We start from the raw sequence: 15251 nt of genomic DNA, 5'->3' as shown, positions 1-15251 counted from the left end.
GTTATTATATGGGGATTTTTTACTGATTCTACCACGGAGAGGTGTTCTTTCCGGCGATTTGCCGCTATGATAGAAGAAAACAGGGGAGTGCTTTTTCTGCTATGACAGAAAGAAACAGGAGAGTGTTTTTGCCGCTATGATAGAAGAAAACAGGGCAGTACATCTGTCGATGTGATAAAAATGTGATAGAGAGGTACTTTTTCCGGAAAGAAGGTGTTTAGATGGATCTTGTAAAAATCGGAAAATATATTGCAGGGAAACGCAAAGCGCTGGGGCTGACGCAGGCGCAGGTGGCAGAAAAACTGGGAATGAGTGACAAGTCAGTTTCCAAGTGGGAGAGAGGCATCTGTCTTCCTGACGTGTCAGTCTATATGGAACTGTGTGAGATCCTGGGGATCTCACTCAATGAATTTATTGCCGGGGAAGATCTTCCCCAGGAAAATATCATAAAACAGTCGGAGAAAAATCTGATTCGGGTCACAGAGGATGGAAATATAAAGCGGAAAAAGCTGCGGAAGATTATAGCGGTGCTTCTTTGTCTGACGCTGCTGGTGTCCACAGCCTTGTGTTCTGTAATTTTTATGAGGGGGGATGCCTGTAACTATGTGGAACCGCTGGCAAAGGACAGTGCGGAGATGGAGATGGCACAGTTTTTATCCGGAACGGACGGTGCCTTCCTGTATAAATACCGGTTGGACGACACGTTTACAGAAATCACGGTCACATTGTCCACATATCAGAAGGGTGTTCTTCAGAAGACGGAAGAGTTGGGAAGAATGGGGATGCTTCCGGAAAAGAGCTGGGAAGGGATGGCGGCGTTTATCCCGGATTTTGAGCATTTTAAGATCAGAGTGATCCTGACGGGAGACGGGACAAAATATGAGACGGAATTTGATATTCTAAAAAATATATCTGACAGGGAATATTTGGGCAGATCAGCGGTAGAAATTGAGGACAGGATGAAAGTATCCCCAGATGACACAGAAAAAATCGCAGCCTTTATTTACAGTAGAAACGGACTGCGGACAGGAGCCATCGGGGACGTTACCGAAGGGGCAGACTGGATGAAAGAAAATGACTATATGTATCTTCTTTCCATCCAGTTTGGCAGAACCTCCAACGGAAAATAGTATTTGCTCTTAACAGAAACTATTTTGTTTTATCCGCAATCCAGTCTTCGTTGATGGCGATGACTTTCTCCATGGCGGCCGGCCCCGGCGCGCCGATGGTGTTGCGCTTCTCAATACAGGTCTTTAAAGAAATGGCGTCGTAAATGTCGTCCTCAAAAACAGGGCTGATGGCCTTGTACTCGGAAAGACTCATGTCGTCCAGGGAGATGCCCTTGTCGATGCAGTACAGGACCAGCTTTCCTACGATGCCATGGGCGTCGCGGAACGGTACTCCGCGGCCCACCAGATAGTCTGCGGCGTCTGTGGCGTTGGTAAAGCCGTGTTTGGCGCTCTGTTCCATGATCTCCGGATGGAAGGTGATGGTCTTCAACATGCCGTTAAAGAGTGCGAGACAACCTTTTACAGTGTCGTAAGCGTCAAAGGTCAGTTCCTTGTCCTCCTGCATGTCTTTGTTGTAGGCAAGAGGCAGTCCCTTCATGGTGGTGAGCAGAGACATCAGGGCTCCGTAAACTCGGCCGGTCTTTCCCCGGACAAGCTCGGCGATATCCGGATTCTTCTTCTGAGGCATGATGCTGCTGCCGGTGCTGTAAGCGTCGTCGATCTCAATGAACTGGTATTCGTTGGAGTTCCACATAATGATCTCTTCGCAGAAACGGCTTAAATGCATCATAATGATAGACAGCGCATTTAAAAGTTCGATCACATAGTCTCTGTCAGAGACGGAATCCATACTGTTTAAGGTCGGTCCGTAGAAGCCCAGAAGCTCTGCGGTCATTTCCCTGTCCAGAGGGTAGGTGGTTCCTGCCAGAGCGCCTGCGCCCAGAGGACAATAGTTCATCCGCTCATAGATGTCGCAGAGACGGTCATAATCCCGCTTGAACATTTCCATGTATGCGCCGATATGGTGGGCGAGGGTCAGCGGCTGCGCCTTCTGCAGGTGCGTAAAGCCCGGCATGGCGGTGTGAATATGTTCCTTCATGAGGGAATGGCAGGTCTTGATCAGAGCCAGCAATTCATCCCGGATGGAAAGAAGCTCATCTCTGGTATAAAGTTTCATATCGAGAGCCACCTGATCGTTACGGCTTCTGCCGGTGTGCAGTTTTTTGCCGGTGTCCCCGATACGGTCGATGAGCGTTGCCTCCACAAAGCTGTGGATATCTTCATATTCGTCAGAAATATCCAGGGCTCCGCTCTCCACATCAGCGAGGATCCCCTCGATGCCCCGGAGAATGTCATCCCGTTCTTTCTCGGTGAGGATGCCGACTGCGGCCAGCATCTTTACATGGGCCATGCTGCCCTCCATATCCTGTCTGTAGAACTTTTTATCAAAACTGATAGACGCGTTGAAATTATAGACCAGCTTATCGGTCTCCTTGGTAAAGCGTCCACCCCATAATTGAGCCATAATGCTCCTCCTTTACAAATTTACAAAATGAATCTATAATGACTGCCATTTATTTTACACGAAAATCTATGGTCTGACAAGGTTCGTTGCAAAAACATTTCTTGAGTTCTGCCGGGAAAAAGAGTATAATCAATCTGTTTGCGTGTAAAACGACAGAAGAGAGGACATAAGTATGGAAACACAATTGAAAACACACAAGGTCAGGAATACCATTCTGCTGTTGCTGACCGCGCTGATCTGGGGAGCTGCCTTCGTGGCGCAGAGTGTGAGTATGGATTTCATTGAACCGCTCACTTTTATCTGTCTTCGTTCGCTGATCGGAGGAATCGTTCTTCTGCCCTGTATCTGGATTTTTGACCATCTGGGCGGAAAGAAAAGAGATGTGGATAAGGAAGAAAGACATATGGATGCGGACCGGAAGGAGTCCGGGGGTATGCCGGCCGGAAGTACGCCGGCTGCGGCAAAGACATCCGGAAAACCCTGCCGCTGGTGGACGGACCGGAAACTTTTGTTTGGCGGTGTGGTCTGCGGATTGTTTCTGTTTGCCGCCAACTGTTTTCAGCAGACGGGAATCCAGTATACCACCGTGGGCAAAGCGGGATTTATCACTTCTTTCTATATTATTATCGTGCCGCTCATGGGGATTTTTCTCAAACGCTACTGCGGGATTCTCACCTGGATTGCCGTGGTCATCGCATTGGCGGGACTGTACTTTTTATGTATGAATGAAGCGCTGCAGATCCAGACGGGAGACTTTCTTATCCTGATTTCCGCATTTTTATTCGCGGGACAGATCATGGCCATTGATTATTTTAATACCTTTCTGGACGGGGTAAAAATGTCCTGCATCCAGTTCTTTACCGGGGCGGTCCTTGGCTGCATCGGGATGCTGCTGTTTGAGGACCCGCAGTTTTCCCTGATCCTGGAGGCAGCGGTGCCGGTGCTCTACACGGGCGTCATGTCCACCGGAGTGGCTTATACATTGCAGATTGTGGGACAAAAGGGTATGAATCCGACCATGGCGGCGCTGATTCTCAGCCTGGAATCGGTATTTTCCGCGCTGAGCGGCTTCGTAATCCTTTATCAGGTGCTGAGTGGAAGAGAACTTCTGGGATGTATTTTGATGTTTGCGGCGATTATTCTCGCACAGCTTCCGGATTTTCGTCGAAAGGACCATTGATTTTATGCATGAATATGTGTATAATAGTAAATATTATTCAATAAAGGAGAGATTATCATGAAGTTTAGAAAAGTAATGACATTAGCTATGGCAGCTGTTCTCGGCGCATCTCTTTTAGCAGGATGCGGAAACAGCGCGAAGGATACACAGGATAACGCACCGGCGGAGAGCACAACAGGTGCCGCTGCGACATCCACGGTTCCTACAGTGACAGAGGGTAAACTGATCATGGCGACCAACGCCTACTTCCCTCCATACGAGTACTATGAAGGAAATGAGATTGTTGGTATCGATGTTGAGATCGCAGAAGCTATCGGCGAGAAGCTGGGACTCGAAGTAGAAGTTCAGGATATGGAGTTTGATTCCATCATCACAGCCGTTTCCACAGGAAAAGCAGATATCGGTCTTGCAGGTATGACTGTGACACCGGAGCGTCAGAAAAATATTAACTTTACGGACACTTATGCAACAGGTATCCAGTCCGTTATCGTAAGAGAAGATTCCGATATCCAGACCATCGATGATTTACAGGGCAAGAAGATCGGCGTACAGTTATCCACCACCGGTGATATCAAAGCCAGCGAACAGTTCGGTGAGGAAAATGTAGAGAAGTTCAATAAAGGCAACGATGCGGTTATGGCATTATCCCAGGGCAAGATCGATGCGGTTATCATCGACAACCAGCCGGCTCTTTCCTATGTGGCAAGCACAGACGGCCTGAAGATCCTGGATACCCAGTATGCGGAAGAAGAGTACGCTGCTTGTATCGCGAAAGGCAACGATGCGCTGCTCGACGCTGTCAACGGCGCTCTGGCAGAGTTAAAAGAGGATGGTACCATTCAGTCCATTCTTGATAAATATATTTCGGCAGAATAATCTAAAGGGTGGTGCAGTCGGCAGAGTAACCGGTACTTCATATAAAAACAGATGAAACGGGAGGCAGATGCAGACTGACAGCCTGTGGTGCAGGGAATTGGATGTGCGTACAGCCACCTATCCCCTGCATTTTGTTTGTGGGTCACAGATTGCGGCACCGGACAGGCTGCATTAGCAGCGGTTTTCCGGGGGCATTCAACTGTTATTGTTGGTTGACACAGATTTATAGAAAAGAAAGCGAAGGATGAGATTTTGAGCGAATGGTTTTCAGAATTACAGACAAAGTTCGTCAATGACTTTATCGTGGACCAGAGATATATGTATATCGTGGATGGTCTCAAGACAACTTTGATCGTTACATTTTTAGCACTGATTCTCGGTCTGATTATCGGTGCGCTGGTCGCCGTGGTCCGTACCAGTTACAGCTCCATGCGGGAGGAGAACAAAAGAGGACTGGGCGGATTCCTGTTAAAGGTGGCAGATATCGTCTGCCGGGTATATCTGACGGTAATCCGTGGTACGCCGGCGCTGGTACAGCTGTTGATTATGTACTTTATCATTTTAAGTTCACCGGATATCAGTAAGACTATGGTCGCTGTTGTGACCTTTGGTATCAATTCCGGTGCCTATGTGGCAGAGATCTTCCGTTCCGGTATTCTTTCCGTGGACGCAGGCCAGATGGAAGCAGGGCGTTCTCTGGGTCTTGGCTATGTGGATACGATGACGCAGATCATCATGCCGCAGGCAATCAAGAACTGTCTGCCGGCTCTGGTCAATGAGATGATCGCTCTTTTGAAGGAGACGTCCATCTGCGGTTACATCGGACTGGCAGAGCTTACCCGCGGCGGTGATATTATCCGTGGCGTGACCTTTGACGCACTGCTGCCGTTGATTGCCGTTGCCATTGTTTACCTGATCATCGTCATGTTCTTTACCTGGATCATGAGTTTACTGGAAAGGAGGCTGAGAGAAAGTGATATACGTTAAGAATTTGTGTAAATCTTTTGGCAGCCATCAGGTGCTGAAAAATATCAACGAACATATCGCCCCGGGCGAGAAAGTCGTTATCATCGGCCCTTCCGGTTCCGGAAAGTCCACTTTTCTGCGCTGCATGAACCTTCTGGAGCGTCCGACTTCCGGCCAGGTAATCTTTGACGGGGTGGATATCACGGATCCAAAGACCGATATCAATAAGATTCGTCAGCATATGGGAATGGTGTTCCAGCATTTTAATCTGTTCCCGCATAAGACGATCATGGAAAATATCACTCTGGCGCCGACAAGACTGAAGCTGATGAAAGCCGACGAGGCAAAGGAAGAGGCGCTTCGCCTGCTCCGTCTGGTCAATCTGGAAGAGAAGGCAGACGCTTATCCGGGACAGCTCTCCGGCGGACAGAAACAGAGGATCGCCATTGTCCGTTCTCTGGCGCTGAACCCGAAGATGATGCTCTTTGACGAGCCGACCAGCGCCCTCGACCCGGAGATGGTCGGAGAGGTTCTGGAAGTTATGAAGAACCTGGCGGACGAGGGCATGACCATGGCCGTGGTCACCCATGAGATGGGATTTGCCAGAGAGGTGGGAACCCGTGTCATGTTCATGGATGACGGTATCATTCTGGAGCAGGGGACGCCGGAAGAGATTTTCGGCAATCCGAAGGAAGCCCGTACCCAGGAATTTTTGTCCAAGGTGCTGTAGGCGTTGTCCGGGCAGTCTGACGGGCAGAAGATATATTTTGCATGAAAGTGCATTTCATCAGGAGGAGCGTTCTGTTTTTGGAACGCTCCTTTCCAAATGAAAATAAGAAGGTTTTTTCCCGTGGAACAGTGCGTACCGGATGATATCATCGGTTACGATGCAGACGGGCGTGAGAAAGAACCAGACAAACATAAAGGGCAGGCATACCTGCCCTTTTAAATTAAACGGCATATCGGAATAATCCCACACGTGGAGGTGGAGAATCAGATTGACCACCATGCCGGTGATAAATTCGTAGGCGGTGATGATGAGAGTTCCGAGAATCATCTGTGTGAGGAAGGACGGGTGAATGGTCGGATGTTCGTTGAGAATACCGATGGTATAAAGACTCAGCCCTCCGCAGAGAAACATGGAGATATGCGAATATCCCCGAAAAAGAATTTCAATATTATAATAGACCATTCCTCCGGTACATATGATGAATAGTGTCCGGAGGATTTTTATTATGAAGCGATTGGTATCCATGATCTGTCTTTCTCCTGTATCATGCAGGATGTAAAGCAATCCTGCGTATTCAGGGATAGTATAATCGACAGAGGAAAAAATATACGAGATAATAAAAAACACTGCCGCAGGTCTGCAGATTCCTGAAACAGGAGATATATTTCCGGAAGAGAAAATCGTCTTGTCCCGGAAAGGCAGAGCCATCGCGGCAGTGTGCCGCTGCTCCCATAATTATTCAGAAAAACACTTATGGGAAGCAGCTGTATGGATGATGATCATCAATTATTTATTTTTGTTTTTTCCACTTCCTGCATCTTCATGGCGCGAACCTTGCTTGGAAGACCGAATAAGGTGATGAAGCCTTCTGCGTCGTGATGATCGTACAGGTCACCGGTGGTGAAGGATGCCAGGGATTCGCTGTACAGGCTGTATGGAGAAGTGGTTCCGGCTTTGATGATGTTTCCTTTGTAAAGTTTGAATTTCACTTCACCGGTCACATATTTCTGTGTGGATTCCACAAATGCCTGTAATGCCTCGCGGAGAGGAGTGAACCATTTGCCTTCGTATACGAGCTGTGCCATCCGGTTTCCGATGTCTTTCTTTACATCCATGGTGTCACGGTCGAGAACCAGTTCTTCCAGCTGTTTCTGTGCTTCCATAAGAATAGTTCCGCCAGGAGTCTCATAGACGCCTCTGGATTTCATGCCCACAACACGGTTCTCTACGATATCAATGATACCGATGCCGTTTCTTCCGCCAATCTCATTTAATTTGCGGATGATATCGGAAACTTTCATTTCCTCGCCGTTGATGGACTTCGGTACGCCGGCTTCAAATGTCATAGTCACATACTCTTCTTTATCCGGAGCTTTTTCAGGAGTTACACTGAGCATGAGCAGATGATCGTAATTTGGTTCAATGGAAGGATCTTCCAGTTCCAGTCCCTCGTGGCTGATGTGCCATAAGTTCCGGTCACGGCTGTAGCTGCTGTCAGCGGAGAATGGAAGGTCGATGCCGTGCGCTTTGCAGTAGGCGATCTCTTCTTCCCGGGAGTTCATCGTCCATTTGTCATCTCTCCATGCGGCGATGATCTTTAAGTCAGGAGCCAGCGCTTTGATGCCCAGCTCAAAACGAATCTGGTCGTTGCCTTTACCGGTAGCGCCGTGGCAGATAGCGACAGCGCCTTCTTTTCTGGCAATCTCCACCAGCTTGGCAGCGATGCCGGGACGTGCCATGGAAGTTCCGAGAAGGTATTTGTTCTCGTAAACAGCGCCTGCCTGCACGCATGGGATAATGTAGTTGTCACAGAAATCATCGGTGATATCTTCAATATATAATTTGGATGCGCCGGAGTAGAGTGCTCTCTCCTCAAGGCCGTCCAGCTCCTCGCCCTGTCCGCAGTCTACGCAGCAGCAGATAACGTCATAATCGTAGTTTTCCTTTAACCAAGGGATGATGGCTGTGGTGTCAAGACCACCGGAATATGCCAAAACAACTTTTTCTTTGCTCATTCTATGTATCCTCCTTAAAATGTTTTCTTAAAGAAAAAAGTACACGGTCCGCAGACCGAATACAGATGCGCCGTAAAACTTCTATTAAATTCTATTGAAACAGGAAATGTTCAGCGCGATAGGTATACTATACGGCATCGGAGAGAAATTTGCAAGAGTTTTTTGAAAAAAGATGAATAAATATTAACTTATGCTTGCATAAATAAGGAGATTATCGTATAATTATGGTCGTTTATTAAATAATTATGCATAAAAAATTGAGAGGAAGGGAAGTTTTCCTTGTCACAGGCAGAAAAATGTGGGATAATACACAATTGCAGCAATGATGCAGGCGACAGGGAAAAGCCGGATTTGTTCTGACTTTCCAAAATATGCAGTATACAGGAGGAAAAGCACATGATAAAAGTAGGAATTATCGGTTCCACCGGATATGCCGGACAGGAGCTGGTGCGGATTTTGCTTGGGCATAAGGAAGCGGAGATCAAATGGTATGGTTCAAGAACCTACGCCGGCGAGCCTTACGCCGATGTGTTCCGGAACATGTTTACTCTGGTTCCGGATATCTGTGAGGGAGAAGACATGGAGAGGCTCTGCGAGGAAGTGGATGTGATCTTTACCGCAACGCCCCAGGGACTTTGCAGCACCCTTGTAAATGAAGACATTTTATCAAAAGTGAACATTATTGATCTGAGCGCGGATTTCCGTATTAAAGATGTGGATACCTATGAGAAATGGTACGGCATCAAACACGGAAGTCCCGAATATATAAAAGAAGCCGTTTACGGACTTTGCGAGGTGAACAGGGAGCAGATTAAAAAAGCCCGCCTGGTGGCCAATCCGGGCTGCTATCCGACCTGTTCCTTCCTGTCCGTCTATCCGCTGGCAAAGGCAGGGTGGATTGACATGAAGTCCATCATCATTGACGCCAAGTCCGGTACTTCCGGCGCGGGCAGGGGAGCCAAGGTGGCGAACCTGTACTGTGAGGTCAATGAGAGTATCAAGGCTTACGGTGTGACTACACACCGTCACACACCGGAGATTGAAGAGCAGCTTTCCTATGCGTCCGGCCAGGAAACGCTGATCAATTTTACGCCTCATCTGGTGCCGATGAACCGGGGCATTCTTGTGACAGCCTACGCCAATCTGGTAAAGGATGTTACGGAGGAAGAGATCCGGGCGCTTTATGAGGAGACATATAAAGAGGAACCGTTTGTCCGGGTGCTTCCGGCCGGCGTCTGCCCGGAAACCCGCTGGGTGGAAGGCAGCAATTATGTGGATGTCAATGTGAAAAAAGATGAGCGTACCGGCAGGATCCTCATGCTGGGAGCCATGGATAATCTGGTGAAAGGAGCAGCCGGACAGGCAGTGCAGAATATGAACCTGATGTTCGGTCTGCCGGAAAATACCGGTCTTCTCATGCCGCCGGTATTCCCGTAACAGCCGGTCTTTTCCACGGTAAAGTGGGAGATGCCTGGCAGCGCTGCCGGCAGGTGCGGAAGATTCCGGAAGGAAGATCACAAAAGCCGGCAAAACAGAAATAAGAGAAATGGATGTGAAAATACAATGAAAGAGATATCATCAGGTGTGACAGCGGCCAAAGGATTTCGTGCCGCAGGTCTTCGTGCCGGGATCAAGGCCGGAAAGACCAACAAAGATATGGCGATGATCTATTCGGAAGCGCCGGCGGTCTGTGCCGGCACTTTTACAAGAAATATAGTAAAGGCAGCTCCGGTACTCTGGGATAAAAAAGTGGTCGAGGAGGAAGGAAGGGCTCAGGCAGTGGTGATCAACAGCGGTATCGCCAACGCCTGCACCGGAGAGGAAGGTTATGAAAATTGCGCGAAGGAAGCAGAAAAAGCGGCGTCCCTCCTCGGTATCGGAAAAAGAGAGGTGCTCGTGTGTTCCACCGGAGTCATCGGCATGCAGCTTGACATGGATGTGGTGGGAAAAGGAATCGAGATGCTGGTACCTGCCATGAAGGCGGATGTCCAGTCGGCTGCTGACGCAGCGGAAGCCATCCTCACCACCGATACCCATAAAAAAGAAATCGCTGTTCAGTGTGAGATTGGCGGACAGACAGTCGTTGTGGGCGGCATGAGCAAGGGCTCCGGTATGATTCACCCGAACATGGGTACCATGCTTGCCTTTGTCACCAGCGACGCAGCTATCGAGCAGCCGCTTCTGCAGGAGATTCTCCGGGAAGAGGTGGAAGATACCTTCAATATGATCTCTGTGGACGGGGATACCTCCACCAACGATACCTGTCTGGTACTGTGTAACGGTATGGCCGGAAATGATATCCTGACAAGGGACAGCGAGGGACTTTCCGCGTTCCGGGAAGCGCTCCATACCGTCCTTGAATACCTGGCTAAGCAGATTGCCGGAGACGGGGAAGGATGCACAAGACTTTTTGAGGTGACCTGCCACGGCGCAGCTACCAAAGAAGAGGCAAAGAAAATCAGCAAGGCAGTGGTCTGCTCCAGTCTGACAAAGGCGGCAGTGTTCGGAAAAGATGCCAACTGGGGAAGAATCCTCTGCGCCATGGGATACAGCGGTGCTTCCTTTGATCCGGAAGCAGTGGATATCATCCTGGAAAGCGGGGAAGGCAGTCTGGTCATCGTAAAAGACGGTATAGCCGCCGATTACAGTGAGGAAACCGCCACAAAAATCCTCTCCGGCAACCCGGTGAAGGCGATTCTTGATGTGCATAACGGAAAAGAAGAAGCCACCGCCTGGGGCTGTGATCTGACCTACGAATATGTGAAAATTAATGCGGATTATCGTTCTTAGAAAGGAGAAAGTATGTTGGAGCTGAATGATATGAACAGCGAGATGATGAAAGCCAGCGTTCTCATCGAGGCGCTGCCGTACATCCGCCGTTTTTATGGAAAGATTGTTGTCGTAAAATATGGCGGAAGCGCCATGCTTGACGAAGAGTTGAAATATAATGTGATCAAGGACGTGGCGCTGCTGAAATTGATCGGTATGAAACCGATCATCGTTCACGGCGGCGGCAAAGAGATCAGCAAATGGGTCAAGCTTTCCGGAAAGGAAGCGGAATTTTATAACGGACTCCGGGTGACCGATAAGGAAACTATGGAGATCGCGGAGATGGTACTCAATAAAGTGAACAAAGAGCTGGTGGGCCTGATGCAGAAGATGGGCATCAACGCTGTGGGTATCTGCGGAAAGGACGCCAACATGATTCAGGTGGATAAGAAGATGCCGGACGGCCGGGACATCGGTTTCGTGGGCAATGTGAAGTCCGTCAACACGGAACTGCTGACGACTCTCATGGATGCGGAATTTATTCCGGTCATCGCGCCGATCGGCATGGATGAGAATTTTGATTCTTATAATATCAACGCTGATGATGCGGCCTGCGGTGTGGCAAAGGCCATGGAGGCGGAAAAACTGGTTTTCCTGACCGATATCGAAGGTGTCTTCGTGGATCCGGCCAACAAGAAGACTCTGATTTCCGAGATGGACGTCAATACTGCCAAGGAATTTATCGCCAACGGCGTGGTGGGCGGAGGTATGCTGCCAAAACTCAACAACTGCATCGACGCCATCGAGCAGGGAGTTTCCCGGGTGCATATTCTGGACGGAAGAGTGGCCCACTGTCTGCTGCTTGAGTTCTTTACAGAGAAAGGTATCGGAACAGCCATCTTAAAAGAACCGCTGTTTTGAGAAAAGATCACGGAATGGATGAGAATAAAAAGCGGGAGGAAAGAAGCCGATGAGCAAAACACAGGAATATATTGATAAAGGGGAAAAATATCTCTTAAAGACCTATAACCGTTATCCGGTGGTGCTGGACAGAGGCGAAGGAGTGTATCTCTACGATGTGGACGGAAAACAATATCTGGATTTTGGAGCCGGGATCGCTGTTTTCGCCCTGGGGTATCAGAACAAAAAATATAACGATGCGCTGAAAGGACAGATTGACAAGATTCTTCACACCTCCAACCTGTTTTACAATGTGCCGGCGGTGGATGCGGCGGAAAAGATCGTAAAGACGTCAGGCATGGATAAAGTTTTCTTTACCAACAGTGGCGCGGAAGCCATTGAAGGCGCATTAAAGGTGGCCAGAAAATACGCGTATCTGAAAGATCCGTCCAGGGAATATGAGTTTATCGCCATGAACCATTCTTTCCACGGAAGAAGTCAGGGAGCGCTGTCGGTGACCGGCAATGTCCATTATCAGGAAGGATTTGTGCCAAAGGATCTGCGGGCGGTGTTTGCCCGGTTTAATGATCTTGACGATGTAAAGGCAAAGGTCACCGACAAAACCTGCGGTATCATCTGTGAGGTAGTGCAGGGAGAAGGCGGTATTTACCCGGCAACAAAAGAGTTCCTTTCCGGACTGCGCGCGCTCTGTGATGAGAAAGATATCCTGCTCATCTTCGATGAAGTACAGTGCGGCATGGGTCGGTGCGGTTCTCTGTATGCCCATGATCTGTACGGGGTGAAACCGGATGTGATGACTCTTGCCAAAGCGCTGGGCTGCGGCGTCCCGGTTGGAGCTTTTGTGACGGCAGAGAAAGCGTCCCATGCGCTGGTTCCCGGCGATCATGGCACCACCTATGGCGGCAATCCTCTTGCCACAGCGGCTGTCAACAGTGTCTATGAGATTTTTGAAGAAGAAAAGATCGTGGAACACGTACAGAAAGTGGGCGGTTATCTTTACAAGAAACTGGAAGAAATGAAGGATGAATACAGCCAGATTACCGGCCACCGGGGCTTAGGCCTGATGCAGGGGCTGGAATTTGACGGTCCGGTGGGAGATATCATTGTGAAAGCGATGGACCGGGGGTTGATTCTCATGTCGGCCGGAGCCAACGTGATCCGCTTTGTTCCGCCGCTGATCATCACAGAAGAGCATGTGGATGAAATGTGCAGAATTCTTCGAAGTGTGATTGCGGAATCATCAATGGCATAAAGCGAAACAATCGGTGGTATAAAATAGAAAAAGACCTCCATACTATGGATAAAATGTACCAGATTTCATCGTCGGACTGCGGTTTGATGTTTGAATATCGGTACCAAACAAAGTATGGAGGTTTTCTTATGTCCGGATGGATTGCGGCGCTCATTTCCGGAGCGCTTATGAGTATTCAGGGAGTGTTCAACACAGAAGTCACCGATAAAACGGGACCGTGGATCACCAACGTTTTTGTGCAGCTGACAGGATTTTTTGTCTGCCTTGCCCTCTGGTTTTTTAAGGAAAGAAAAACAACGTCTTTTTCTGACCTGTTAACTGTGGAGCCGAAGTATCTGCTTCTCGGCGGTGTCATCGGAGCCTTTATCACCGTTACGGTCATCGCGGGGATGGCGTCTTTGGGTCCGGCCCGGGCAGTGATGCTCATTGTATCTTCCCAGGTGATCGTCGCCTATCTCATAGAGGTATTTGGGATTTTTGGCGTGGAAAAAGTTGGCTTTGCCTGGACGAAACTTCTGGGGACCGCGCTGTTTGTGGCAGGAATCGTGCTTTTTAAGGTTCAGTTAAAATCATGATAATCAGACAATACCGCGTGTTCATGCGTTGAGTTCCATTAGAGCGCATAAATACGCGGTATTTGGAGATTTAAACAGTTCCGGATTTTCTTGAATAAAACAGCAATAAACGAAACGGTTAGTAACACGTTAGTAACAAATCTTAATTTTCTCAATCTCTTCCCTCAGTTCCTCCAGTGTCCGGTGACCATAGACTTCGTTGGTGATATCGCCCTTAAAGCTGTGACCCAACATTCTTTTACGATCATTTTCGTTCACCTTATATTTTTCGCATAGTCGGGAAAAAGTATGCCGACAGTCATGCGGTGTGTGTCGTTCAACGCCTATTTCTCGCAGTGTGGCATACATGTTCCGACGGAAATCTCCTGTTTTCTGGATGAGCATTTTTCCGTCGCGTTTTATCCGGCGGCAGACGAGATGATAGATGCCACTATGTATAGGAACAATCCGGTTCTTGCCTGCTGCAGTTTTGACGCCGCCTTTGAAATATTTTTCTTTTAAATTGACTTCTAAGGTTTTATAAGCGCTGATCCGGAACCCGCTATAACACATGATCAATATCATTTCTACGATTGGGTTATCAGCATGCTGCCATAATATTTGTAGATCGGCATCAGTAAATGGCTCTCCGTGCTCATCATCTTCCGGGGTGTTGATTCTAAGGGCAGTAGAGCAATCTTTATCAACAATCTCATAGGCAATGGCGTATTGATACATTTGACGGAACAATGAGAGAATAAGTTCAAGGCTGGCATGCTTTCTGGGACAATTATCTATGATATTTTGCAAATCTTTATGTTTGAGATTTTCAAATATCTTGTCGTGGATAGCAGCACAATTTTTAAATGCGGCCCTCGTAGAATCCCGGGATGCTTGTGAATACTGCCGGCTTTTATCACGTTCATATTTATAATCATAAAATTCTTCGTATACCTCTGCAAAAGTCGGTTTCTTTTCTTCTGTCAGCTCAGTATGCTTGATGCGGCCGTAATCAGCCAAAATAGACTGTGCCAGACTGTCCAGATTGCCTTTACTGCTGTCAATGTCCGTCAGATCCCGTTCCATGCCCGGAACGTATGTACCGGCCTTGTAGGCCATCAGAACGGCAAATCCCTTCATATAATCATCTACATAGCAGAGGGCCTTTGGTGTCTTTGGAACGCCGTCCAGGGTAAATTCCGTGGTTGGAGGATGGACGGCGTAGGGATTGCGGCGACCTTTGCCGAGGTACTTAATACTGCCGTAGCCATTTGGGAGCTTTGGATATTTCTTTCGTTTTGCCATAGTGTCATCTCCTTGGCGATAAAAATGGGTACAAAAATAACAGCCAGCGGGAAACGGATGTTCCGCTTGCGGTGGCTGCCCGGAGATGATACAATATTTTTGGTGTTAGGTTGCATCATCTTCGGATATGTAACTGCTTCCGCTCCTG

14 protein-coding genes are annotated in these 15251 nt (G+C 48.4%); 10 read left to right on the top strand and 4 right to left on the bottom strand.

What is annotated here, in order from left to right:
* The first annotated feature begins 221 nt into the window (after positions 1-221).
* Positions 222-1130, top strand: a complete 909-nt coding sequence (locus tag B5E53_RS02480) for a helix-turn-helix transcriptional regulator (protein ID WP_087312444.1) — start codon at positions 222-224, stop codon at positions 1128-1130.
* Between the two features lie 19 nt (positions 1131-1149).
* Here the strand turns inward: B5E53_RS02480 and argH are convergent, their stop codons facing one another.
* Complete coding sequence (argH, locus tag B5E53_RS02475) at positions 1150-2535, bottom strand: argininosuccinate lyase (protein ID WP_087312442.1); 1386 nt, start codon at positions 2533-2535, stop codon at positions 1150-1152.
* Between the two features lie 172 nt (positions 2536-2707).
* On the opposite strand from argH, the gene B5E53_RS02470 reads away from it, so the two are divergent.
* The 4 genes from B5E53_RS02470 (at position 2708) to B5E53_RS02455 (ending at position 6287) form a co-directional block, all read left to right on the top strand.
* Positions 2708-3715 (top strand): DMT family transporter, encoded by a 1008-nt coding sequence (locus B5E53_RS02470; protein WP_087312440.1) that lies wholly within the window; start codon positions 2708-2710, stop codon positions 3713-3715.
* A gap of 57 nt (positions 3716-3772) precedes the next feature.
* Positions 3773-4591 (top strand): basic amino acid ABC transporter substrate-binding protein, encoded by an 819-nt coding sequence (locus tag B5E53_RS02465; protein ID WP_087312438.1) that lies wholly within the window; start codon positions 3773-3775, stop codon positions 4589-4591.
* Positions 4592-4909: 318 nt separating this feature from the next.
* On the top strand, positions 4910-5578 hold the full coding sequence (locus B5E53_RS02460) for an amino acid ABC transporter permease (protein WP_087312624.1): 669 nt from the start codon (positions 4910-4912) through the stop codon (positions 5576-5578).
* Positions 5565-6287, top strand: a complete 723-nt coding sequence (locus B5E53_RS02455) for an amino acid ABC transporter ATP-binding protein (RefSeq protein ID WP_087312436.1) — start codon at positions 5565-5567, stop codon at positions 6285-6287. Before B5E53_RS02460 ends, B5E53_RS02455 begins: the two co-directional genes overlap by 14 nt.
* A gap of 57 nt (positions 6288-6344) precedes the next feature.
* Here B5E53_RS02455 and B5E53_RS02450 read toward each other — a convergent pair whose 3' ends face one another.
* Complete coding sequence (locus B5E53_RS02450) at positions 6345-6812, bottom strand: hypothetical protein (protein ID WP_087312623.1); 468 nt, start codon at positions 6810-6812, stop codon at positions 6345-6347.
* A 257-nt stretch (positions 6813-7069) separates the two neighbouring features.
* On the bottom strand, positions 7070-8302 hold the full coding sequence (locus tag B5E53_RS02445) for an argininosuccinate synthase (RefSeq protein ID WP_087312434.1): 1233 nt from the start codon (positions 8300-8302) through the stop codon (positions 7070-7072).
* A 396-nt stretch (positions 8303-8698) separates the two neighbouring features.
* Here B5E53_RS02445 and argC point away from each other — a divergent pair, with 396 nt between their 5' ends.
* The 5 genes from argC to B5E53_RS02420 all read left to right on the top strand — a co-directional run bounded on the left by argC (position 8699) and on the right by B5E53_RS02420 (position 13819).
* Positions 8699-9739 (top strand): N-acetyl-gamma-glutamyl-phosphate reductase, encoded by a 1041-nt coding sequence (gene argC / locus B5E53_RS02440; RefSeq protein WP_087312432.1) that lies wholly within the window; start codon positions 8699-8701, stop codon positions 9737-9739.
* 126 nt (positions 9740-9865) lie between these two features.
* On the top strand, positions 9866-11092 hold the full coding sequence (gene argJ / locus B5E53_RS02435) for a bifunctional glutamate N-acetyltransferase/amino-acid acetyltransferase ArgJ (RefSeq protein ID WP_087312622.1): 1227 nt from the start codon (positions 9866-9868) through the stop codon (positions 11090-11092).
* Positions 11093-11122: 30 nt separating this feature from the next.
* Positions 11123-11992: an acetylglutamate kinase gene (argB, locus tag B5E53_RS02430; RefSeq protein WP_343215578.1), complete on the top strand. Its 870-nt coding sequence runs from the start codon at positions 11123-11125 to the stop codon at positions 11990-11992.
* A gap of 49 nt (positions 11993-12041) precedes the next feature.
* Positions 12042-13244 carry an aspartate aminotransferase family protein gene (locus B5E53_RS02425; protein WP_087312428.1) on the top strand — a complete coding sequence of 401 codons (1203 nt, stop codon included), beginning with the start codon at positions 12042-12044 and terminating at the stop codon, positions 13242-13244.
* Between the two features lie 128 nt (positions 13245-13372).
* Positions 13373-13819 (top strand): DMT family transporter, encoded by a 447-nt coding sequence (locus B5E53_RS02420; RefSeq protein WP_087312426.1) that lies wholly within the window; start codon positions 13373-13375, stop codon positions 13817-13819.
* 129 nt (positions 13820-13948) lie between these two features.
* On the opposite strand, the gene B5E53_RS02415 is transcribed toward B5E53_RS02420, so the two are convergent.
* The gene (locus tag B5E53_RS02415) at positions 13949-15103 is read right to left on the bottom strand and encodes an integrase (RefSeq protein WP_087312424.1); all 1155 of its coding nucleotides are present in this window, start codon (positions 15101-15103) and stop codon (positions 13949-13951) included.
* Between the last annotated feature and the right edge of the window lie 148 nt (positions 15104-15251).

Source organism: Eubacterium sp. An11, from assembly GCF_002161065.1.
GTDB lineage: Bacteria > Bacillota > Clostridia > Lachnospirales > Lachnospiraceae > Anaerobutyricum > Anaerobutyricum faecale.
The sequence above is the reverse complement of the archived record's forward strand: the minus strand, read 5'-3'. Positions and strand labels throughout refer to the sequence as shown.